General features: G+C 57.8%; 17 protein-coding genes. 16 read left to right on the plus strand and 1 reads right to left on the minus strand.

The window, feature by feature from the left end:
- The first annotated feature begins 61 nt into the window (after positions 1–61).
- Both VPH41_RS03150 and VPH41_RS03155 read left to right on the plus strand, forming a co-directional pair.
- Complete coding sequence (locus tag VPH41_RS03150; RefSeq protein ID WP_328568934.1) at positions 62–385, plus strand: hypothetical protein; 324 nt, start codon at positions 62–64, stop codon at positions 383–385.
- A complete protein-coding gene (locus VPH41_RS03155; RefSeq protein WP_328568935.1) occupies positions 382–2064 on the plus strand; it encodes a methyl-accepting chemotaxis protein in 1683 nt (560 codons plus the stop codon). The genes VPH41_RS03150 and VPH41_RS03155 overlap by 4 nt, the downstream gene beginning before the upstream one ends.
- On the opposite strand, the gene VPH41_RS03160 is transcribed toward VPH41_RS03155, so the two are convergent.
- Positions 2061–2279: an oxidoreductase-like domain-containing protein gene (locus tag VPH41_RS03160; protein ID WP_328568936.1), complete on the minus strand. Its 219-nt coding sequence runs from the start codon at positions 2277–2279 to the stop codon at positions 2061–2063. The genes VPH41_RS03155 and VPH41_RS03160 overlap by 4 nt on opposite strands.
- 363 nt (positions 2280–2642) lie before the next feature.
- On the opposite strand from VPH41_RS03160, the gene VPH41_RS03165 reads away from it, so the two are divergent.
- The 14 genes from VPH41_RS03165 (at position 2643) to VPH41_RS03230 (ending at position 20690) form a co-directional block, all read left to right on the plus strand.
- A complete protein-coding gene (locus VPH41_RS03165) occupies positions 2643–4181 on the plus strand; it encodes a DEAD/DEAH box helicase (protein WP_328568937.1) in 1539 nt (512 codons plus the stop codon).
- 1192 nt (positions 4182–5373) lie between these two features.
- Complete coding sequence (pseB, locus tag VPH41_RS03170; protein WP_287775132.1) at positions 5374–6384, plus strand: UDP-N-acetylglucosamine 4,6-dehydratase (inverting); 1011 nt, start codon at positions 5374–5376, stop codon at positions 6382–6384.
- 9 nt (positions 6385–6393) lie between these two features.
- Complete coding sequence (gene pseC, locus VPH41_RS03175; RefSeq protein WP_328569610.1) at positions 6394–7551, plus strand: UDP-4-amino-4,6-dideoxy-N-acetyl-beta-L-altrosamine transaminase; 1158 nt, start codon at positions 6394–6396, stop codon at positions 7549–7551.
- Positions 7548–8450 (plus strand): aldo/keto reductase, encoded by a 903-nt coding sequence (locus VPH41_RS03180; protein WP_328568938.1) that lies wholly within the window; start codon positions 7548–7550, stop codon positions 8448–8450. The genes pseC and VPH41_RS03180 overlap by 4 nt, the downstream gene beginning before the upstream one ends.
- Positions 8447–9226 carry a glycosyltransferase family protein gene (locus VPH41_RS03185; RefSeq protein ID WP_328568939.1) on the plus strand — a complete coding sequence of 260 codons (780 nt, stop codon included), beginning with the start codon at positions 8447–8449 and terminating at the stop codon, positions 9224–9226. The genes VPH41_RS03180 and VPH41_RS03185 overlap by 4 nt, the downstream gene beginning before the upstream one ends.
- A gap of 1 nt (position 9227) precedes the next feature.
- A complete protein-coding gene (locus tag VPH41_RS03190) occupies positions 9228–10517 on the plus strand; it encodes an aminotransferase class III-fold pyridoxal phosphate-dependent enzyme (protein WP_328568940.1) in 1290 nt (429 codons plus the stop codon).
- On the plus strand, positions 10514–12046 hold the full coding sequence (gene pseG, locus VPH41_RS03195) for a UDP-2,4-diacetamido-2,4,6-trideoxy-beta-L-altropyranose hydrolase (protein WP_328568941.1): 1533 nt from the start codon (positions 10514–10516) through the stop codon (positions 12044–12046). Before VPH41_RS03190 ends, pseG begins: the two co-directional genes overlap by 4 nt.
- Before the next feature lie 4 nt (positions 12047–12050).
- Entirely contained in the window at positions 12051–13106 is a 1056-nt protein-coding gene (gene pseI / locus VPH41_RS03200) for a pseudaminic acid synthase (RefSeq protein WP_328568942.1), read from the plus strand.
- Between the two features lie 118 nt (positions 13107–13224).
- Positions 13225–14550, plus strand: a complete 1326-nt coding sequence (locus VPH41_RS03205) for a UDP-glucose dehydrogenase family protein (RefSeq protein ID WP_328568943.1) — start codon at positions 13225–13227, stop codon at positions 14548–14550.
- A gap of 115 nt (positions 14551–14665) precedes the next feature.
- Positions 14666–15604, plus strand: a complete 939-nt coding sequence (locus VPH41_RS03210; RefSeq protein ID WP_152256697.1) for a UDP-glucuronic acid decarboxylase family protein — start codon at positions 14666–14668, stop codon at positions 15602–15604.
- A gap of 132 nt (positions 15605–15736) precedes the next feature.
- A complete protein-coding gene (locus VPH41_RS03215) occupies positions 15737–16996 on the plus strand; it encodes a hypothetical protein (protein WP_328568944.1) in 1260 nt (419 codons plus the stop codon).
- Between the two features lie 80 nt (positions 16997–17076).
- Complete coding sequence (gene wzy, locus VPH41_RS03220; RefSeq protein WP_328568945.1) at positions 17077–18360, plus strand: O-antigen polysaccharide polymerase Wzy; 1284 nt, start codon at positions 17077–17079, stop codon at positions 18358–18360.
- 13 nt (positions 18361–18373) lie between these two features.
- Positions 18374–19942: a capsular polysaccharide export protein, LipB/KpsS family gene (locus VPH41_RS03225; RefSeq protein WP_328568946.1), complete on the plus strand. Its 1569-nt coding sequence runs from the start codon at positions 18374–18376 to the stop codon at positions 19940–19942.
- Positions 19932–20690, plus strand: a complete 759-nt coding sequence (locus VPH41_RS03230; RefSeq protein WP_328568947.1) for a glycosyltransferase family 2 protein — start codon at positions 19932–19934, stop codon at positions 20688–20690. The genes VPH41_RS03225 and VPH41_RS03230 overlap by 11 nt, the downstream gene beginning before the upstream one ends.
- Positions 20691–20741: the final 51 nt, after the last annotated feature.

Raw genomic sequence — 20741 nt, forward strand, 5'->3', positions numbered from 1 at the left:
AGGGGGCGCAGGCGGGCATCGGATGAGCCGACGTGCTTATGTAGGCTAGGAACATTGCCTCGTGTCATCCGACTCCTACGCCTGGTTTTTGATTTTTCTCCGCTTGGCAACCACGCTGCCCGGGCAAAAAGAGGGCTTGCTGCCGTTTTCCGCGAACTTTGGCCGTCTGCCGCGATCAAACCAACCGGCGCTGAAATACGGTAGTGATAAAATATTGCCTTGTGGAAATTGGTGTGCGTGTCTGCAGGTGCCGCTGCTCTCGCTGCCGAACCTGGCCTTTCTGCTTCACCTTGCGATGCTTTCATGGGTCGCCTCACTGCCCGTGCCGTGCATTTGCCGGCGGGTACCTGTCCAGTCCCGTTTAATGAAGGAAAGCAACGCATGAAATGGTTTTTTGATTTGAAAATTGCCACCAAACTGATCTTGTCGTTTGGCGCCGTGCTGCTGTTGACGGCGGCCTTGGGCGTGTCGGCGATCTTTTCCATGGCGCGTATCAATACCGCGTCGACGGACCTGTCCGCCAACTGGATGCCCAGCGTGCTGGCAGCCATGTCCATGCGCAGCGATGTCAGCGATTTCCGCCGCTGGGAACTGGCGCACATGCTGGCCGCGCAGGATGCCGACATGGCGCAGAATGAAACGCGCATGACGGAAACGCAGAGCAAGCTGAAGACGGACGGCGACAATTACCGCGCCCTGATTTCGGAGCCGGGCGAGAAGGAAGTGTTCGAGCGTTTCCTCGCGCTCAACGATGAATTCATGCGGCTGCACGCAACCATGCTGAGCCTGTCGCGCGAGATGAAAAAGGAAGAGGCGCGCGCGCTGGCCGTGGGGCCGTCGGCCAAGGTCATGGCGGACATGATGGTGACCCTGGATAAACTCGTGTCCATCAATACGGAAGGCGGCGCGCGTTCGAGCGCCAGCGCCGATGCCACGTATGCGGCTTCGCGCGCCAGCCTGATCGGCCTGCTGGTGGGTATCGTCGTTATCGGCATGCTGCTGGCGCTGTGGGTGGCGCGCAGCGTGGCCCGTCCGCTGATCGAGGCGGTCGGCGTGGCGCGCCAGGTGGCGGCAGGCGACTTGACCGCGCATATTGTTGTGCAATCGCAAGACGAAACGGGGCAATTGATGCAAGCCCTGAAAGAGATGAATGCCAGCCTGCAGAACCTGGTGGGCCAGGTGCGCAGCGGCACGGACACCATCGCCACGGCGTCGAGCCAGATTGCCGCCGGCAACCAGGACTTGTCGTCGCGCACGGAAGAGCAGGCCAGTTCGCTGGAAGAAACGGCGTCCTCGATGGAAGAGCTGACTTCGACCGTGAAGCAGAATGCGGACAATGCGCGCCAGGCCAATACCATGGCGCTGACCTCGTCGAGCATCGCCATCGAGGGCGGCAAGGTCGTCAGCGAAGTGGTGGGCACGATGGCGTCGATCAACGCTTCGTCGCGCAAGATCGTCGACATCATTGCCGTCATCGACGGCATTGCCTTCCAGACCAATATCCTGGCTCTGAATGCGGCCGTCGAGGCGGCGCGCGCGGGCGAGCAAGGACGCGGCTTTGCCGTCGTCGCCACGGAAGTGCGCAACCTGGCGCAACGCTCGGCTGCGGCAGCCAAGGATATCAAGGTCCTGATCGGCGATTCGGTCGAGAAAGTCGAAGCGGGATCGGCACTGGTGGACCAGGCGGGCCGCACGATGGATGACATCGTTGCCAGCATTACCCGCGTGACGGACATCATGAGCGAGATCACGGCCGCCAGCAGTGAGCAGAGCGCCGGCATCGAACAGGTCAACCAGGCCATCGCCCAGATGGACCAGGTGACGCAGCAAAATGCGGCCCTGGTGGAAGAGGCGGCCGCGGCGGCCGAATCGATGCAGGAGCAGGCCGCCAGCCTGAGCGAGGTGGTCAGCATCTTCAAGCTCGACGCTGCCAGCGCCGCTGCGAGCGTGCCGCGCGCGCCTGCCAAGGCTGTCAAGGCGCCCGCAGCGGTGGTGCCGGTGCCCCGTCAATTGGCCGCCACGCCGCGCCGCACGGCGCCAGTGGATGAGTGGGAAAGCTTTTAAGGGCGCTTGCGCGGTTTTTTGATGGCTGGAGTGGCGGACGCGGCAGCGGCTTGCTGGCGCTGTTGCCATGCCCTCAGGGCCGTTTCATAGGCGGCCAGGTCTTCCTGATACATTTCCAGCACGCAAAAGGTGCAACCGCTGCGGCAGCACTCGTCATTGTCCGGTTTCCTGGGCGCTTGCGGTTGCGGATCGTGGGGTAAAGGCGGGGTGGGCATGGTGAGGGCAGGGGGCGGCGGAGCTGGCATCGGAGCAGGCATCATACGGCATCCCGCCGTGCCTTTGCTGGAATGCTTTTTGCTCAAAAATCACGGTTTCCGTGTACAGTTGCGGTGAATTAGGGTATCGTTTACAGCACTGATATTGTATCTTCTGCGCGCGATGTTCCGCCGGCGCGATCTCCGCCGCCATCGCAGCACACCTCTTCGACGCTCCCGCATACGCCGTTCAGCATGTCCCGGAGCGCGCAGGTGCCGCAAGAACGATGATCCATGGCTTGCAAGACGGAGCTGCCTGTGCCCCGAAATGTTGTTTATTGAGAAAGCATGGCTTCCGCAGTGCGGAGGCACACCAGAAAATTTATGTCTGAAACCGAATCGACTCCTACGCCCAGCCCGGCGATTGCCCCTGAAGCGGCGCCTGCCGCCGCCCCTGCACCTGCCGCATCCGCTGCTCCCGCCCTGACTTTTGCCGACTTCGGCCTCGCGCCTGAAATCCAGCGCGCCCTGACCGAGCAAGGCTACACCCACCCGACACCGATCCAGGAACAAGCGATTCCCGTCGTGCTGCAAGGCCGCGATGTGATGGGTGCCGCGCAAACGGGCACGGGCAAGACGGCGGGTTTTTCCTTGCCGATCATCCAGTTGTTGCTGGCGCATGCCAGCAGCAGCATGTCGCCGGCGCGCCACCCGGTGCGCGCGCTGATCCTGACGCCGACCCGTGAACTGGCGGTGCAGGTGGCCGAAAACGTCAAGGCTTACGCCAAGCACACGCCGCTGCGTTCGACCGTCGTCTTCGGCGGCATGGACATGAAGCCGCAAACCGTCATCCTGCGCGGCGGGGTGGAAATCGTCATCGCCACGCCTGGCCGCCTGCTCGACCATATCGAGCAAAAGAACATCAGCCTGAGCCAGGTGCAGATGCTGGTCATGGATGAAGCGGATCGCATGCTGGACATGGGCTTCCTGCCGGACTTGCAGCGCATCATCAACTTGCTGCCGAAGCAACGCCAGAACCTGATGTTCTCGGCCACGTTCTCGCCAGAAATCAAGAAGCTGGCCGCGACCTTCCTCAACGATCCGCTGACGATCGAAGTGGCGCGCAGCAACCAGACGGCCGATAAGGTCACGCAGGTGGTCTACAAGGTGCCGGAAGACCAGAAGCATGCACTGGTTGCCCATCTGCTGCGCCAGCGCGACCTGAAGCAGGTCATCGTGTTCTCCAACACCAAGATCGGCGCTTCGCGCCTGGCCCGCGTGCTGGAACAGGAAGGCATGAGCGCTACGGCGATTCATGGCGACAAGAGCCAGCAGGAACGCATGGCGGCGCTGGAAGCGTTCAAGAAGGGCGAGATCGACGTGCTGGTGGCTACCGACGTGGCGGCGCGTGGCCTCGATATTTCCGATTTGCCTTGCGTCATCAACTTCGACTTGCCGTACAACGCGGAAGACTATGTGCACCGCATCGGCCGCACGGGCCGTGCGGGTGCTTCGGGCGACGCCATTTCGATCTATTCGGACAAGGACGAGCGCTTACTGGCCGATATCGAAAAACTCATCAAGCAAAGCATCAAGCGCGGTGAACTCGCCGGCTTCAATCCGGCACCGGCCCGCAGCAGCGACAGCGAGCGCCGTCCGCCGCGCCGCAGCGAAGGTGGCGAGGCGCGTCCTGCACGTGCCCCCGAGAGCCGCCATGCGGGCGACAGCCGCGATAGCCGTTCCGCCGAGCGCGGCACGCGCCCGGCCTTTGGTCCCGGCGCCCGCCGCGAAAAGACCGATCCCTGGTTCCTGAAGCCGTATGAGCCTGCCAAGGCGGCAGCCCCGGCGGCGGCCAGCATGGCGCCTGTGGTGGCCAAGCCGAAGCAGAAAGTGGCGGCCTTGCTGGGCGGATTGTTGAAGTAATAACGTTGATCCATTGGTATTCTGGATGGCGCAAGCGCCGGGACATTGGTCCCGGCGCTTTTTTTTTGACGGCGTGTTGTTGCGTCAGGGCGCACCGCGCCAGTACCTGTGCGCGTACTGATGGCTGGGCGTGCTTTCGGAGCGGGCTCGGCGTCCATACAGCATGTGGCGCGGCTAGCTTGCCGTCGTTCGCCGAACTTATTGTTGAGGTGATTTTTCGTGCCGAGCCTGCGGGTGGTCGCCAAGATTGGCGGGTGCGGGCTTTCTCATTGACCGGTGTGGGCGCATTGGCGACCCTGCTGACTGGCATGGGCGCGGGAGGCAGGAATTGTTCCGTATCGGCTTGCCGTAAAGCATGTGCGGCAGAATCTGGCATGCAGGGCAAATATTATAGGTGGTGGCGCTGGCTATGTTGCTGCGTAATTGTGACAAGGTGTAAAACCGCACAAGATGGTTAGAAAATCGGCGGCGGTGCATATATCATGCAGGCTTGGAAGGTCGTATCCGGAAATGTGGAAGTGGTGTTTGTTGCCGGGCGGGGTGCTGGAGGGTGTCGCTGCCGCAGTGCTTGTGCCGTGTGGCATGGAGTGTCAGGCAGGCCGTCAATTGCAGCATCAGCCATTCAGTCATCGCTTGCTTAGTTGAAAATATTTCCCGCATATGGCGCAGTATATTAATGCAGGTAATTTGCTTTCTGTCTATCGTTCTTGCGAAGAAATGGAACCATGGCTGCATGGTGGAATGTGGTTTTTTAGGCGAGAATTCCGTATTTTTAGCAAGACAATAATGTTAAAATGGTGCGACTGTATTTTTAAAAAGCAATTAGAAATATCTTGCGTCACATCATTCAGCGCATTCTGATCTTCTTGAATCCATGTCATCTTTGATGTGCGGTGATTCATCGATTAGTAGGTTGTCAAAGTGGCTGGCTGTGTTGCTCGGGCTCTTGATTACTTTGAGCTGGTTACGGTTTCCGTTTTGAAGCACGTCAATTTGTTGCGCTGACCAGGCTAGGGTAAATGTATGTCCGGCTGAGTCTCGGGCAATATCTATCCTCTCCTTCTCCTGGTTAGTGCAATGTGCTACCGAGTCGCCCTGACGGATATGATGCCGATTTGTTAACGATATCGGTATCTGCTGAGCATGTTGCGTTTATTTAATTCGTTATTCTCATTTAATTAATAATATAAAAATGTTATCAGATAAGTCTATTCTCATTACCGGCGGAACGGGTTCGTTCGGCAAGGCCTTTGTCAAAACCGTGCTGGAGCGTTATCCGACCATCAAGCGTCTCGTGGTATTTTCGCGCGATGAATTGAAGCAGTTTGAAATGGCGCATGAGTTTTCGGACGAGAAATATGCCGGTATCCGTTATTTCATCGGCGATATCCGCGATGAAGCCCGCCTGCGCCGCGCGCTGGAAGGGATTGATATCGTGATTCATGCTGCTGCGCTGAAACAAGTGCCCGCAGCGGAATATAACCCGTTCGAATGCATCAAGACCAACGTATTGGGTGCGCAAAACCTGATCGAGGCTTGCCTGGATACCAAAGTGCAGCGTGTAGTCGCCTTGTCTACCGACAAGGCTGCCGCGCCGATCAATCTGTACGGCGCCACCAAGCTGTGCTCGGACAAACTGTTCGTTGCAGCAAATAACATCGTTGGCAATCGCGATCTGCGTTTCAGCGTCGTTCGTTACGGTAACGTGATGGGCAGCCGCGGTTCGGTGATTCCCTTCTTCCTCGAGCGCCGCGCGACGGGCGTGTTGCCGATCACCGATACGGCCATGACTCGCTTCAACATCAGCCTGCAAGAGGGCGTGGATATGGTGCTGTGGTCGCTCGAAAACGCATGGGGCGGCGAAGTACTGGTACCGAAGATTCCTTCCTACCGCATCACCGATGTGGCTGAAGCCATTGGTCCCGAGTGCAGCTTCCCGGTGGTTGGCGTGCGTCCAGGCGAAAAGATCCATGAAGAAATGATTACCTCCAGCGACAGTTTCAATACCGTTGATATGGGCAAGTACTACGCCATCCTGCCGATGAGCGCCAAGTATTCGACGCAAGAGTATTGCGACAAGATGGGTGCCAAATTGGTGCCGCCGGGTTTCTGCTATGACAGCGGCAGCAATACCGACTTCCTGAGCAAAGAACAATTGCGCGAGCTGATCCAGGCTCACGTTGACCCTACCCATACCGTGTAAAACATGACGATGATTCCTTACGGCCGACAGGATATTTCCGAGGTCGATATTCAGGCCGTCGTCGATGTCTTGCGCTCCGACTTTCTGACGCAGGGGCCGGCGGTGCCGGCGTTCGAGCAAGCGCTGGCGGCATATTGCGGCGCATCCCACGCGATCGCGGTTAATAGCGCCACGAGTGCCTTGCATATCGCATGCCTGGCACTGGGCGTCGGCCCCGGGGATCTGGTCTGGACCAGTCCGAATACCTTCGTTGCCAGTGCCAATTGCGCCTTGTATTGCGGTGCCGATGTCGACTTTGTCGATATCGATGCGCGCACCTACAACCTGAGCGTGGAGGCCTTGGCGCACAAGCTGGCACAGGCGAAGCTGGCGGGACGTCTGCCGAAGGTGGTCATTCCCGTGCATTTGACGGGGCAGCCTTGCGACATGCTTGCCATCCATGCCTTGGGCCAGGAATACGGCTTCAAGATTATCGAAGACGCTTCGCACGCCATCGGCGGCAAGTATCGTGGCGAACCCATAGGCAATTGCCGCTACAGCGACATTACCGTCTTCAGCTTCCACCCTGTGAAGATTATTACCAGTGCCGAAGGCGGCATGGCGACCACGCAAGACGCACAGCTGGCGACCAGCCTGCAGCAACTGCGCAGCCATGGCATCACGCGCGACCCCGAGCTGATGACGCATGCGCCCGATGGCGCATGGTATTACCAGCAGGTCACGCTCGGCTATAACTACCGCATGACGGACATGCAGGCGGCGCTTGGCCTGAGCCAGATGGTGCGGCTCGATGACTTCGTGGCGCATCGCCATGTCATGGCGCGCCGCTATGACGCCTTGCTGGCAGATTTGCCTGTCATCACGCCATGGCAGCATGCCGACGGTTATTCGGGCTTGCACCTGTATGTGATCCGCCTGCAGACCGAGCAGCTGACGCAGACGCACCGCGAGGTCTTCGACGCCCTGCGCGCGCAATCGATAGGCGTCAATCTGCACTATATTCCCGTGCATCTTCAGCCTTACTATGCGGCAAAAGGCTTCAAGCCTGGCGATTTCCCGGAAGCGGAACATTACTATTCGCAAGCCATCAGCCTGCCCATGTATGCCACCTTCACGGAAGAGCAGCAAGACCGCGTTATCGAGGCCTTGCGGAAAGCGCTGAAATGAAAATAGGCTTGGGCGCAGTTCAGTTCGGGCTCGATTATGGTATCGCCAATACGGCAGGCAAGGTAAGCGAAGGGGAAGTGGCGGCGATTCTGGCTGCTGCGGCCCAGCTGCAACTGACGTTGATCGATACGGCGGCACTGTATGGCGACAGCGAAGCCGTGCTGGGCCGTGCGATGTTGCCGACTGCACCTTTCGATATCGTGACCAAGACGCCGCAGTTTGCCGGTTCGGCCGTGACCGAGGCGGAGGCGCAGCAACTGGAAGACAGCCTGCACGCTTCGCTGCGCAAGCTGCAGCGCCCCGCTGTATATGGTTTGCTGATCCACCGCGTCGACGACTTGCTGTTGCCCGGCGGCGAGGCATTGATGGCGCGCATGGCACTGTTGAAACAGCGTGGCCTGGTCAGCAAGATTGGCGTGTCCGTCTATACCGGGCAGCAGATTGATGCCGTACTGGCGCGCTTCCCGATCGACCTGATTCAGCTGCCTGTCAACGTGCTGGACCAGCGTTTGCTGCATAGCGGACATTTGCGCAAGTTGAAGCAGGCCGGTGTCGAGATCCATGCCCGTTCCGCCTTCCTGCAAGGTTTGCTGTTGATGGCTCCGCACGAATTGCCGGCCCATTTTGACGGCGTGCGCGAGCATCTGGCCGCCTATCACCGCTTTATTGCCGGACAAGGCTTGACGCCGCTGCAAGCTGCGCTGGGCTTTGTGACCGGGCTGGAGGAGATTGACCAGGTGGTCTGTGGCGTCAATTCCAGTGTGCAATTGCAAGAAATATGTGCGGCGGCTGGACACGCGGCCGCAGGAGCCGCGCGCGCAGGCTATGACGCGTTTGCAATCAGCGACGAAGCCATCGTCAATCCTGCCTTGTGGCAGCATGCAAAGGGTAAATCATGATATTGGCAATATTGCAGGCCCGTGTTTCGTCGTCGCGGCTGCCGGGCAAGGTGCTCAAGCCCTTGCTGGGCGAGCCGATGCTGCTGCGCCAGATCGAGCGTTTGCGCGACGTGCGCCAGATCGATCAATTGCTGGTGGCAACGAGCCGCGAAGCGTCGGATGACGCCATTGAAACATTGTGCGCGGCCAATGGCATCGCTTGCTTCAGGGGCGATCTGAACGACGTGCTGGAGCGTTTTCACCAGGCGGCGCACACGTTTGCCCCCGAGCATATCGTGCGTCTGACGGCCGATTGCCCGCTGACCGACCCGGCGCTGATCGACGAGGTCATTGCATTTTATCTGGCCGGCGGTTACGACTACGTCAGCAACTGTGTCGAGGCCAGCTACCCGGATGGCCTCGATGTGGAGATCTTCCGCGCCTCATGCCTGGACGAGGCGTGGCGCGAAGCGCGTCTGCCTTCGCAGCGCGAGCATGTCACGCCGTTCATTCACCAGCAACCCGGGCGCTACAAGGTGGGCGTGTACCGTAACGCCACGGATTTGTCGCACTTGCGCTGGACCGTGGATGAGCCGAAGGATTTCGAGCTGGTCTCCATGGTTTACGACGCGCTGTATCCGAAGAACGCGCGGTTTTCCATGCAGGATGTCCTGTCCCTGCTGGAGCAGCGCCCGGAATTAGTAAATTGGAACACCATGCATGGACGTAACGAGGGATATCAGAAATCGCTCGACGCCGATGCTGTACCGACTACCCCCCCCACCATAGAGAACTAATATGTCTACACGCTATCAACGCTCTGAAGAGTTATTGGAACGCGCCCTTAAAACGATCCCGCTCGGCTCGCAGACTTTCAGCAAGAGCAAAACCCAGTTTCCATTGGGTGTCTCGCCGTACTTTATTCAACGCGGCAAGGGTAGCCATGTATGGGATGTGGATGGCAATGAATATATCGACTTCATCAGCAGCCTGGCGTCGATCACGCTCGGCTACAACGACGAGGACGTGACCAATGCGGTCAAGGCGCAATTGGACGAGGGCGTGATTTTCAGCCTGCCGCACCAGATTGAAATGCAGGTCGCGGAAAAGATCTGCGAAATCGTGCCCTGCGCCGAGATGGTGCGTTTCGGCAAGAATGGTTCCGATGCCACTTCCGGCGCCATTCGCGTGGCGCGCGCCTACACCAACCGCGAACATGTGGCCGTGTGCGGCTACCATGGCTGGCAGGATTGGTATATCGGTTCGACCGCGCGCAACCGCGGCGTTCCCGTTGCCACGCGCGAACTGACGCATACCTTTGCATACAATGACCTGGCATCGCTGGAAAAGCTGTTTGCCGACTTCCCCGAGCAGATCTCGGCCGTGATTCTCGAACCGATGAATGTGTACGCGCCGGCGGAAGGATTCCTCGAAGGCGTCAAGGCACTGGCCCACAAGCACGGCGCGTTGCTGATCTTTGATGAAACCATCACGGGTTTCCGCTACGCCAATGGCGGTGCACAAGAGCTGTTTGGCGTCACGCCCGACCTGGCCACTTTCGGCAAGGGCCTGGCAAATGGCTACCCGGTATCGGCCATCGCCGGCCGCGCCGATGTCATGAAGCTCATGGAAGAAATCTTCTTCTCGTTCACCTTCGGTGGCGAAACGCTGTCGCTGGCGGCGGCCCTGGCGACGATGGAAAAATTGCAGCGCGAACCTGTCGTGGCGACGATCCAGAAGCAGGGCCAGAAGATTATCGACCGCCTCAACGCCATCATCGAGGCAAATGCGGCGCAGCACATCATGAGCGTTGCCGGCCATCCGAGCTGGAGTTTCGTGCTGATCAAGGATGCTGCCCCGTACACCCAATGGCATATCAAGACCTTGTTCATGCAAGAAATGCTGGCGCGCGGCATATTGACTTTCGGTACCCATAACGTCAATTACAGCCATAGCGACAGCGATCTCGAGAAGCTGTTCGCGGCATATGAAGAAGTGGTGCCGATGCTGGTTGCCGCCGTCAAGGATGGAACGCTGGAAGGTTTGCTGCGCTGCAAACCCTTGGAACCGCTGTTCAAGGTGCGATGAGCAGCTCCGTTGTCATTCGCGTCGATGCTTCCGTGCAGATGGGGAGTGGTCATGTCATGCGCTGTGCGACCCTGGCGGAAGAACTCCGGTCGCGTGGCGCAACGGTCACCTTTATTTGCCGAAAATTGCCAGGTAACTATATCGACTGGCTGGTATCCAGGAGTTTCGAGGTAATTGCATTGCCCGCGCCTGTGGAGGGCGCGGCGGCCGCGGCCGGCCAGCTTGCGCATGCTTCCTGGCTGGGCGTGTCCTTGGAGCAAGAAATTGCGGATGTGCACGAGGCTTTGTCGCAGCGGCCCGTGCATGACTGCCTGATCGTCGACCATTACGCGCTGGACGAGCAGTGGGAACGTGCGGCGAGATCCTTTGCCGGCACTGTCATGGTGGTCGACGATCTTGCGGACCGCCGGCACGATTGCGATATTTTGCTGGACCAGAATTTTTACCTGGGCATGCAGCAGCGCTACGATCATCTGTTGCCGTCGTCGTGCAAAAAACTGCTGGGCCCGACCTACGCCTTGCTGCGCCAGGAGTTCGTGGCGCAGCAATCCCGGGTCAAGCCGCGCGACGCCGCCGTGCAGCGCGTGCTCGTGTTCTTTGGCGGGATAGACGCCGAGAATTACACGGCGCCCGCCATTGCCGCGCTGGCGCGTGCCGCCAGGCCAGAGGTGCAGGTCGATGTCGTGATCGGTGCGCAACACCCGGCGCGGGCGGCAATCGAGGCCAGCTGTGTGCAACATGGCTATCGATGCCACGTGCAAACTTCGCGTATGGCCGAATTGATGGCGCAAGCCGATTTGGCGATGGGGGCGGGCGGCACGGCCACCTGGGAACGTTGTTGCCTTGGCCTGCCGGCATTGACTGTTTGCGTCGCGGAAAATCAACGGCAACTGGTCGATGACGCGGCACGGGCCGGCTTCATTTATGCGCCGCAGATCGAGCCTGGCGATACCTTGGAAGAGGCCTTCTTGCGCCATTACCTGGCGCTGCTGGACAATCCGGGTTTGCGCAATTTCCTGTCGCGCCGCAGTCTCGAGATTGTCGATGGCCGCGGTGCCGCCCGCGTGGCCCGCCTGATGGGCAGCAATGCCATCGCATTGCGCCTTGCCACTGCCGGGGATTCGGCATCCTTGATGGCCTGGCGTAACGATGATGCCATCCGTGCAGTGTCGCGCAATACGGCGCCGATCACGGCCGAGAACCATCAACGCTGGTTTGATGCCGTGTTGAACGATGCGCAGCGTATTTTGCTGATTGGCCAGCACGCCGATGGCCACGCTGCCGGCGTGGTGCGGTTTGACGTGCGTGACGATAGCGCCGAAGTATCGATTTACCTGGTTCCCGGCATGAAGCAGCGGGGCTTGGGGGCGGAGTTGCTGGCAAGTGCCGAGCAATGGCTGCGTACGGCGCGTTCTGATATCAAGATAATACGGGCCGAGGTGCTGGGCGATAACCAGCCTTCGCACCGCCTGTTCCTGGCTGCATCGTATGTCAGGGATTCCACATGCTATTTTAAGAAGGTGAACTGAAAATATGACTGATTCGATAAAAATCGGCAATCGCCTGATCGGCAAAAACCATCCGCCATTCGTGATCGCGGAAATGTCCGGCAATCACAATCAATCGCTGGAACGCGCGCTGGAAATTGTTGAGGCTGCGGCCAGGACAGGTGCGCATGCGCTGAAAATTCAGACCTATACGCCAGATACCATGACGCTGGATCTGGATGAGCGGGAATTTCACATCAGCGATCCCAAAAGCCTGTGGGCCGGCACGTCGCTGTACAAGCTGTACGGTGAAGCGTACACGCCGTGGGAATGGCACGCGCCCATCTTCCAGCGTGCGCGCGAACTGGGCATGATTCCGTTCAGCACACCGTTTGACGACACGGCAGTCGACTTCCTGGAAACGCTGGACATGGATTGCTACAAGATTGCCTCGTTTGAAAACACCGACTTGCCATTGATACGCCGCGTGGCGGCCACCGGCAAGCCCGTGATTATTTCCACGGGCATGGCAACCGTTGCCGAGCTCGACGAAACCGTGCGCGCAGCGCGCGAGGCCGGTTGCCGCGATTTGATCCTGCTCAAATGCACCAGTACTTATCCTGCCACGGCCGCGAATACGAATATCCTGACGATTCCACATTTGCGTGAATTGTTCGGCTGTGAAGTCGGCCTGTCCGATCACACCATGGGTGTGGGCGTGTCGGTAGCCAGCGTGGCGCTGGGCGCCAGCGTGGTGGAAAAACACTTCACCTTGAGCCGTGCCGACGGCGGTGTCGATAGCACGTTCTCGATGGAACCGGCTGAAATGGCGCAGTTGGTGGTCGAGACCGAGCGTGCCTGGCAAGCGCTGGGTCACGTTGCTTACGGTCCCACCGCAGCCGAGATGAAATCGCTGCAATTCCGTCGTTCGCTGTATGTTTCGCAAGATATCAAGGCGGGCGAGAAGTTAACAAAGGAAAATCTGCGTGCAATCCGTCCTGGCCTGGGTCTGCCGACCAAGTTCATGGACGTTTTCCTGGGCAAGTGCGTGACCAGCGATGTGCCGCGCGGTACGCCCCTGTCCTGGGACCTGATCGGTTAAGCATCGCGTTCGCCATGCCCGTATGGGCCTGATGCCTGATGCCGGCCTCTGTTGCCAGCATCAGGCAGGATAGCCATTATCCATCGATAAAGTAGAAGATTTTTAAAAGAGTAAGATTATGAATGTGACTGTCATTGGCACGGGGTATGTCGGCTTGGTCAGCGGTACCTGTTTTGCGGAAGTCGGCAACAATGTGCTGTGCCTGGACCTGGACGCGGAGAAAATCCGTATCCTGAATGAAGGCGGCATCCCTATTTTTGAGCCGCATCTGCTGGAAATGGTACAGCGTAATATCGCCGCCGGCCGCCTGCAGTTCACCACCGACGTCAAGAAGGCTGTTGATCATGCCTCAGTGCAATTTATTGCTGTCGGCACGCCGCCAGATGAAGATGGTTCGGCCGATCTGAAGTATGTGCTCGCGGCTGCGCGCAGCATCGGCCAGCACATGCAGGGTTACAAGGTGATCGTCGACAAATCGACGGTGCCGGTAGGCACGGCCAGCAAGGTTGCTGCCGTTGTTGCAGAAGAGTTGGCATTGCGTTCCGCCGACATCGGCTACAGCGTAGTGTCCAATCCGGAATTCCTGAAGGAAGGCGCCGCCATCGACGATTTCATGCGTCCCGACCGTATCGTCGTCGGCGCCGATGATGAACAGGCTATCCACCTGATGCGCGAGTTGTATGCGCCGTTCCAGCGCAACCATGAGCGCCTGATCATCATGGATGTGAAGTCGGCCGAACTGACCAAGTATGCAGCGAATGCGATGCTGGCAACGCGTATTTCCTTTATGAACGAACTGGCCGATTTGTCCGAGCGCCTCGGCGCCGATATCGAGTCGGTGCGCCTGGGCATGGGCTCCGATCCCCGCATCGGTTATCACTTCCTGTATCCCGGTTGCGGCTACGGCGGTTCCTGTTTCCCTAAAGATGTGAAGGCGCTCATCGGTACCGCCAAGGAACACCAGCAGGATCTGCAGATATTGAATGCCGTGGAATCGGTCAACAATGCCCAAAAACATGTGCTGACAAAAAAGATCAAGGCCCGTTTTGGCGCCACCCTGAAGGGCATGCGTTTCGCCATATGGGGCCTGGCCTTCAAGCCGAATACGGATGACATGCGTGAAGCGCCAAGCCGTGAGCTGATCGCCGATTTGCTGGCGGCCGGTGCCGTGGTGAGCGCATACGATCCCGTGTCCTTGCACGAAGCCAAGCGAATTTATGCTGGGCAAGAGGGACTTACCTTTGCGGAATCGCATCAGGATGCCCTGGATGGCGCCGATGCCCTGGTGATCGTGACCGAGTGGAAAGAATTCCGCAGCCCTGATTTTGCTGCGATCAAGGAAAAATTGAAAACGCCGGTGATTTTCGACGGACGGAATATTTACGACCCGGCGACGGTGCTTGCGCATGGCTTTGAGTATTTCCCGATTGGCCGCCGGGCATAGCAGCGACGCAGGCGGGGCGTGCCGGCTCCATGCTGGCCGCCGCACCGCCGCATATTGATATGGGCGCTTGACCGCCAAACCTGCCGAATAGGCAAACTTTTAAAAGTATATTGCGATGAAAAAAATTCTAGTAAGCGGCGGCGCCGGTTTCCTTGGCTCACATTTGTGCGAGGAATTGATACGGACGGGTAATGATGTCTTGTGCGTCGATAATTTCTTTACGGGCAGCAAGCGCAATATCGCGCATTTGATGACCAATCCGTATTTCGAAGTGATGCGCCACGACGTCACCTTTCCTTTGTATGTAGAAGTTGAGCAAATCTACAATCTGGCATGCCCGGCCTCGCCCGTGCACTACCAGTTCGATCCCGTGCAAACGACGAAGACCAGCGTGCATGGCGCCATTAACATGCTGGGACTGGCAAAGCGCCTGCAAGCGCGCATCCTGCAAGCATCGACGTCGGAAGTGTATGGCGATCCGGAAGTGCATCCGCAACCGGAAGAGTACTGGGGCCGCGTGAACCCGGTAGGCATCCGTAGTTGCTACGACGAAGGCAAGCGCTGCGCTGAAACCTTGTTCTTCGATTACTGGCGTCAGCACGCTTTGCTGATCAAAGTGGTGCGCATCTTCAATACCTATGGCCCGCGCATGCATCCGAACGATGGCCGCGTCGTTAGCAATTTTATCGTGCAGGCAATTCGCGGCGAAGACATCACCATCTATGGCGAAGGCCAGCAGACTCGCAGCTTCTGCTATGTCGATGATTTGATCAATGTAATGGTGCGCATGATGAATTCGCCGGACGATTTCACCGGTCCTGTGAATATCGGCAATCCTTGCGAATACACGATGCTGGAACTGGCTGAAATGGTCTTGAAGCTGACGGGTTCGACCAGCAAACTGGTCTTCAAGCCCCTGCCATCGGACGATCCGAAACAGCGTCAGCCAAACATTGCGCTGGCCAAGGAAAAGCTGGGCTGGGAACCGAAGGTCAGCCTGGAAGATGGCTTGACGCGCACTATCGAGTATTTCAAGAAAGAATTGCATCTGTAAGACGGTGGGCCATACAAGCTGATCGCGGTGATGACTGGCCGATTGTGCGCGCATGCTTTCCCCGCATGCGCCACGTCGGCTTAAACAAATGTCGGAAGTGAAATTTTGAAAATTTTTAGGGGCGTTCAGTCCTTGGCGGCGCGCCTGATCGCACATCTGAAGTACACACCGATACTCGGTCTGGCGGCATTGATCGGTTTTGTCCGCATCGGTATCTATGCCAGATTACTGAGCGTGGACGACTTTGGCCTCTTGTCGAAGTTGCTGCTGATTTCAGGATTTTTCTGTGTGGCCGGTAGCTGCGGCTTTCAGATACTGGCGCAGCGCGACTTGCCGGCCATGTTTGCCCATCAACGCTACCGCCGCGGCCTGGTTATTTTGGGCAAGGCTTGCATGATTACGTCGGCGGTGGCGCTGCTGTTGTGTGTCACTCCCCTGTTTGGCTATGTGCCGCTGAATGTGGCGGGACTGGCCTTGTTGATCGCCGTTATTCATGGCTGGGCGCAACAAAGTTTCATGCTGGTCGTACTGGACAGCCGTAGCCGGCTGGAGATGGTGCCGTATTCCTTGCAGATCCTGCTCAGAACGGTACTGTGCTGTGTTGTGGCCAGTGGTGTGGCCGCGCTGGGCGGCGGCGCCCTGGGCATCTTGCTGGCGGAACTGGCGGTCACCGTCGTGCTGAGCGTGAACTTGATGAAGAAAATGCTGCAAGGGATAGGTTTTTCCTGGGCCGTATTTGCAGGCTTGTGCAAGAAGGGCTTCACGAAGAAGGAATGGCATGTCGCGGCCATTCTGTTGTTGGGAACGACATTATCCTTTTTGAGTACCAGTGTTGATCGGTGGCTGGCGGCGGATGTCCTCAGTGCCAAGCAATTTGGCTTGTATTCCTTTTCGTGGATACCGTTGGTGGCTGCCTTGTCGATGCAGGCGCTCTTGAATGCGGGCCTGTTTCCGCTGATTGCGCAACGGCGCGTGGCTGGTTCGGATCAGAAGGCGTTGCGTGTGACGGCGCTGGTATCGGTTGGCCTGTTGCTGGCTGCGCTCCTGTTTGTACTGCTCGCCAATAAATTGATCGCCTGGGCTATCCCCATCTGGTATGGGCAATATAAGGATGCTTTGCCCTTGTTTCTCCCCTTGCTGGCGGCGGCGGCATTCCGGGTGTCGGATTTCTGGTCCAGTTTTTTGATCATTACACATCGCCATGTGAGCTTGCTGGTGACGCAGGTCATCTTGATTGTGGTGGCTTTTGTCTATTGCCGCTTTGCTTTGGATGGGACTGCGTGGATGCAGGATCCGTACAACTTTACGCTGCTGGCGCTGTTTTTAGCTGCAGGAAACTACTTCGTCAATGCATTGTTGGCGTTTTTCGTCGGACACAGGGCAGCTTCCTGATTCTGGCCTGATGAAGAGACTTGGCCGGCCATACTTGCAGGCCGATCCATGCTGTCATTATTTTTTATTGAAACAAACCTATGTCTTATAGTCTGCGCGCATTTGTTGGGATTTGGCTGCTGTATTTCTTTCTGGTTGCAGTTGCCCCTGCCTATTCGTTGACCTCGGAAATGCATCAAGCTGTGATGCTGGACATCCTGTTTGTTGTATTGACCTTGCTCGCGGCCGTGTTGACGCACCATTTTTTGGAAAAAAATATCCGGAACGATCACACGCAGCGCTATGCAATGCCGGCAGGTATGTCCCGCACCATTCTGAAGCTGAGCGTGTGGCTCGCCTTGCTGGGATTGTTGGCGCTCATGTTTGACAAGATTCAGGTACAGCATATCGACTACAGCGGCGAGCTGGCCCGGGCCCGGGAAGAGTGGCGCGAGCTGGGCGAGGGACGCGAGGGCGTATCGTCAATGTACAGCGTCATGGGCTATGCCTTTTCGACCTGCTTTGTGGTGACGCTGGTGCCTATCATGCTCAAGCCAGCCACGCTCAGCCCTGCCAGGATTGGCGTCGCGTTGTGCAGTTTGTTCCTGTTTGTGATGCTCAATTCTATCCTCACCGGCGGCAGAACCATCATCTTGCTGACCCTGACATTTGTGCTCGCCTTCTATGCCATGCGCCTGGAGCGCGGGGGCAAGGCGTATACGCTGTCACCGAGAACCAAGACGGGATTGATGGTGCTGGGAGCCGTGATGACCATGTATATCTTTTACGTGTTCATGTCGCGCGCCAGCGCTACCCACGATGGTGTTTCCGCTTCGGAATATATGGAAGGAATGCAGGAATACATGGGACTGGGGACGCTGGCATGGCCGGCAAAACTGGAAAGTGCCTTTCCCGTCGTGGGCTCCATTGTCGCCTTTGGCATGTTGATTATCACTTATCTGTGCCACAGCATTTTCATTTTTGCCGAGTATTTGCAGCACCAGGCGGAATACAGCGGCGACCCCTTGATTCTGTTTAATCACTTGCGTACCTTGCTGTCAAAGGTGGGGGTACTGGGACCGCAGAGTACTGACTGGTTCCTTGCCGGGCGTTTCCCCTCATTGCCCGGAGCCTTGTTCCACGATGGCGGTTACTTGTTGTTATGTGCAGGTACATTGTTGCTGGGCATGTTGACAGGCTGCGCCAATTTCTTCGCGCGGGCGAAAGAAATGTCCCTGCTGCGGGTTGGCTTTATATCTTCCGTATATACCGTGCTATTCCTGTCACCATTGCTGTTTGCCCCTGATCTGATGAGTTTCCCTTTCATCGTGTTCGAATTTATCATGTTTGGCGTATTGTTTTCCAAATTCAGAATTACAAAATAAAGTAGGTGTAAAAATGCGTTTAGGTTTAGTTTCCCTGTATTCGTTTCGGCCCCATGTCGAACATTTGTACTATGTATCGACACTGCTGAAGGAGGCCGGCCATGAATTGTTCTTCCTGACATGCGACGGTGCGCTGGATAACTGCTACGGGCGGGCCTTGAAAGGAACCTCCAAGCTGGCGGAGTGTCCTACCTGCATGGCAGGCGGCATCCGTTCGTTCCCGGTTTCGAAAATCACCTCGGTCCGCGCCAAGCATCGCGTCGACTTGCCCGAAGAAGAACGTAATTTATTGGCCTCGTCGAGCGCATGTACTTTGCTGCGTACCGAAACGGAAGCCGATACGCATTTGCCCGACTATCTGGCATTGAGGGCAACCTTCTACAAGCCCGTCGAAACGATGTTTGGCAATGCCGCTGAATGGATCAAGAACAATCAGCTCGATGGCGTGATTTGTTTCAACGGCAGGATGGATGGCACGCGTGCAATCACTTATGCGTGCGAACAGCTGTCCATTCCGTATCTGACGATGGAGCGGCCATGGTTTAGTGATGGATTGCAATTCATCCCTCAGGCCAACTGCCTGTCCTTGAAAGACGTCGACCGTCTGAATACCCAGTACCGCGACGTGCCGCTGACCGCGCGCCAGGCTGGCGTGGCCGCCCAGTTAATTGCGTCGCGCTTTGTGCGTACGAATCTGAAGGAGTGGCGTGCGTATAACCTGAATGCCACCCAGGCAGACTGGCCGACCGATGCCGTTGCCGGTCCCAAGGTGTTGATACTGCCAAGCAGCCGTAATGAATTCCAGGGACATCCCGAACAGGAAAGCGGCTGGGAAAGCTATGTGGAGGGCTTTGAACTGGTGCTGGCATCGCTGGGCATTCCCGCGGCGAATGTGGTGCTGCGTTGCCATCCCAATTGGAGCGAAAAGATTGGCGTCGCCGACGGCGCCAGTTCCGAACGCTATTACGCCGACTGGGCAAAAGGCCAGGGCATCCGCTGCATCGGCGCACGCGAAACAGCCAGTACTTTTGACTTGATCCAGCAATGCGACATCTTGCTGGTCAATGGCAGCAGCGCGGCGTTTGAGGCCGGTGCCTGCGGCAAGAAGATTATCTGCCTGGGCCATTCCACGTATCAGGAAGCGGGTATCGCCGTGCATCTGGACAAGCGCAGCGAATTGCACAAGCTGCAGGCATTGGAGCAGCATGAACCGCTGGATGTGATTCGCCGCACCTTGCGCTACGGCTATACGATGGCGCGCCGCTTTGCCCAGTTCACGGACTATGTCGAAGCGCTGACGCCGACGCGCTACCGCTATTTTGCGGGCGCCGACGCCGGCAGGATCGTGCGCGCGCTGTGTTCCGGCATGCTCGAAGCGGATGATCCGGAAGTGGCCGCCGACGACCGCAGCGAGATGGAAGTGGTTGCCAAGATGCTGGACAAGAAATGGGATCAGCTGGCTGTATTCGATGAGGCAAGGCCTGTACGCCCGGAAATCGACATCGGCCGTCGCGTTGGTTTGCGCTGGCTGGACCGCGCGCGTGAAAAGTTACCTACAGGGGATTTGTGGCATGGAAAATAATAAACTGGTATCGATCATCACACCGGCCTATAACGCGGCCAGGTTTGTGGAAGAGACGATACGTTCGGCGCAAAGCCAGTCTTACCCGCACTGGGAAATGCTGATCGTCGATGATTGTTCGAAGGATGATACCTGCGCGGTCATCGAGCGCCTGGCTGCGGAGGATGCGCGCATACGCCTGATTCGCCATGAAAAAAACGGCGGCGCGGCGGTGGCGCGCGAAACGGCCCTGAAGGCTGCCAGCGGCCGCTATATCGCGTTTCTCGATAGCGATGACGTGTGGCTGCCGGAAAAGCTCACGCGCCAGCTGGCTTTCATGGAAAGCACGGCGGCCCCCTTGTCCTACACCAGTTTCCGGCGTATTTCCGAAAACGGCGATAGCTGTGGCGAACCGATTGCCATCCCCTTGAGCCTCACGTATCGCCAGTTGCTGGGCAATACGGCAATTGCCACGTCCACGGCCATCATCGATCGCGAGAAGACGGGGCCATTTGCCATCACGCGTACCTATTATGATGATTTTGCCCTGTGGCTGACCGTGCTCAAGCGCGGGCTGGTGGCGCATGGCTTGCGCGAAGACCTGATGCGTTACCGGGTGGTGAATCAGTCGCTCTCCCGCAACAAGAGCAAGTCGGCCATGAAAGTGTGGCGCGCCTATCGCGACCTGGAAAAACTGGGGGTCCTCGCTTCGTCGTGGTATTTCGTGAACTATGCCTGGAACGCCTCCAGAAAGTATCGCAATTTATAGACGGCCATTCACCGTTGCCGGCGCGAGCTGGCAACGTAGTTTTTCTTCAGG

Source organism: Janthinobacterium sp. P210006 (genome assembly GCF_036231885.1).
In the GTDB taxonomy this organism is placed as follows: Bacteria; Pseudomonadota; Gammaproteobacteria; order Burkholderiales; family Burkholderiaceae_D; genus Janthinobacterium; species Janthinobacterium violaceinigrum.

Coding starts and splice junctions, on each gene's coding strand:
- VPH41_RS03155 (WP_328568935.1), top strand. CDS start 382: ATGAAATGGTTTTTTGATTTGAAAATTGCCACCAAACTGATCTTGTCG.
- VPH41_RS03160 (WP_328568936.1), bottom strand. CDS start 2,279: ATGCCCACCCCGCCTTTACCCCACGATCCGCAACCGCAAGCGCCCAGG.
- VPH41_RS03165 (WP_328568937.1), top strand. CDS start 2,643: ATGTCTGAAACCGAATCGACTCCTACGCCCAGCCCGGCGATTGCCCCT.
- pseB (WP_287775132.1), top strand. CDS start 5,374: ATGTTATCAGATAAGTCTATTCTCATTACCGGCGGAACGGGTTCGTTC.
- pseC (WP_328569610.1), top strand. CDS start 6,394: ATGATTCCTTACGGCCGACAGGATATTTCCGAGGTCGATATTCAGGCC.
- VPH41_RS03180 (WP_328568938.1), top strand. CDS start 7,548: ATGAAAATAGGCTTGGGCGCAGTTCAGTTCGGGCTCGATTATGGTATC.
- VPH41_RS03185 (WP_328568939.1), top strand. CDS start 8,447: ATGATATTGGCAATATTGCAGGCCCGTGTTTCGTCGTCGCGGCTGCCG.
- VPH41_RS03190 (WP_328568940.1), top strand. CDS start 9,228: ATGTCTACACGCTATCAACGCTCTGAAGAGTTATTGGAACGCGCCCTT.
- pseG (WP_328568941.1), top strand. CDS start 10,514: ATGAGCAGCTCCGTTGTCATTCGCGTCGATGCTTCCGTGCAGATGGGG.
- pseI (WP_328568942.1), top strand. CDS start 12,051: ATGACTGATTCGATAAAAATCGGCAATCGCCTGATCGGCAAAAACCAT.
- VPH41_RS03205 (WP_328568943.1), top strand. CDS start 13,225: ATGAATGTGACTGTCATTGGCACGGGGTATGTCGGCTTGGTCAGCGGT.
- VPH41_RS03210 (WP_152256697.1), top strand. CDS start 14,666: ATGAAAAAAATTCTAGTAAGCGGCGGCGCCGGTTTCCTTGGCTCACAT.
- wzy (WP_328568945.1), top strand. CDS start 17,077: ATGTCTTATAGTCTGCGCGCATTTGTTGGGATTTGGCTGCTGTATTTC.
- VPH41_RS03225 (WP_328568946.1), top strand. CDS start 18,374: ATGCGTTTAGGTTTAGTTTCCCTGTATTCGTTTCGGCCCCATGTCGAA.
- VPH41_RS03230 (WP_328568947.1), top strand. CDS start 19,932: ATGGAAAATAATAAACTGGTATCGATCATCACACCGGCCTATAACGCG.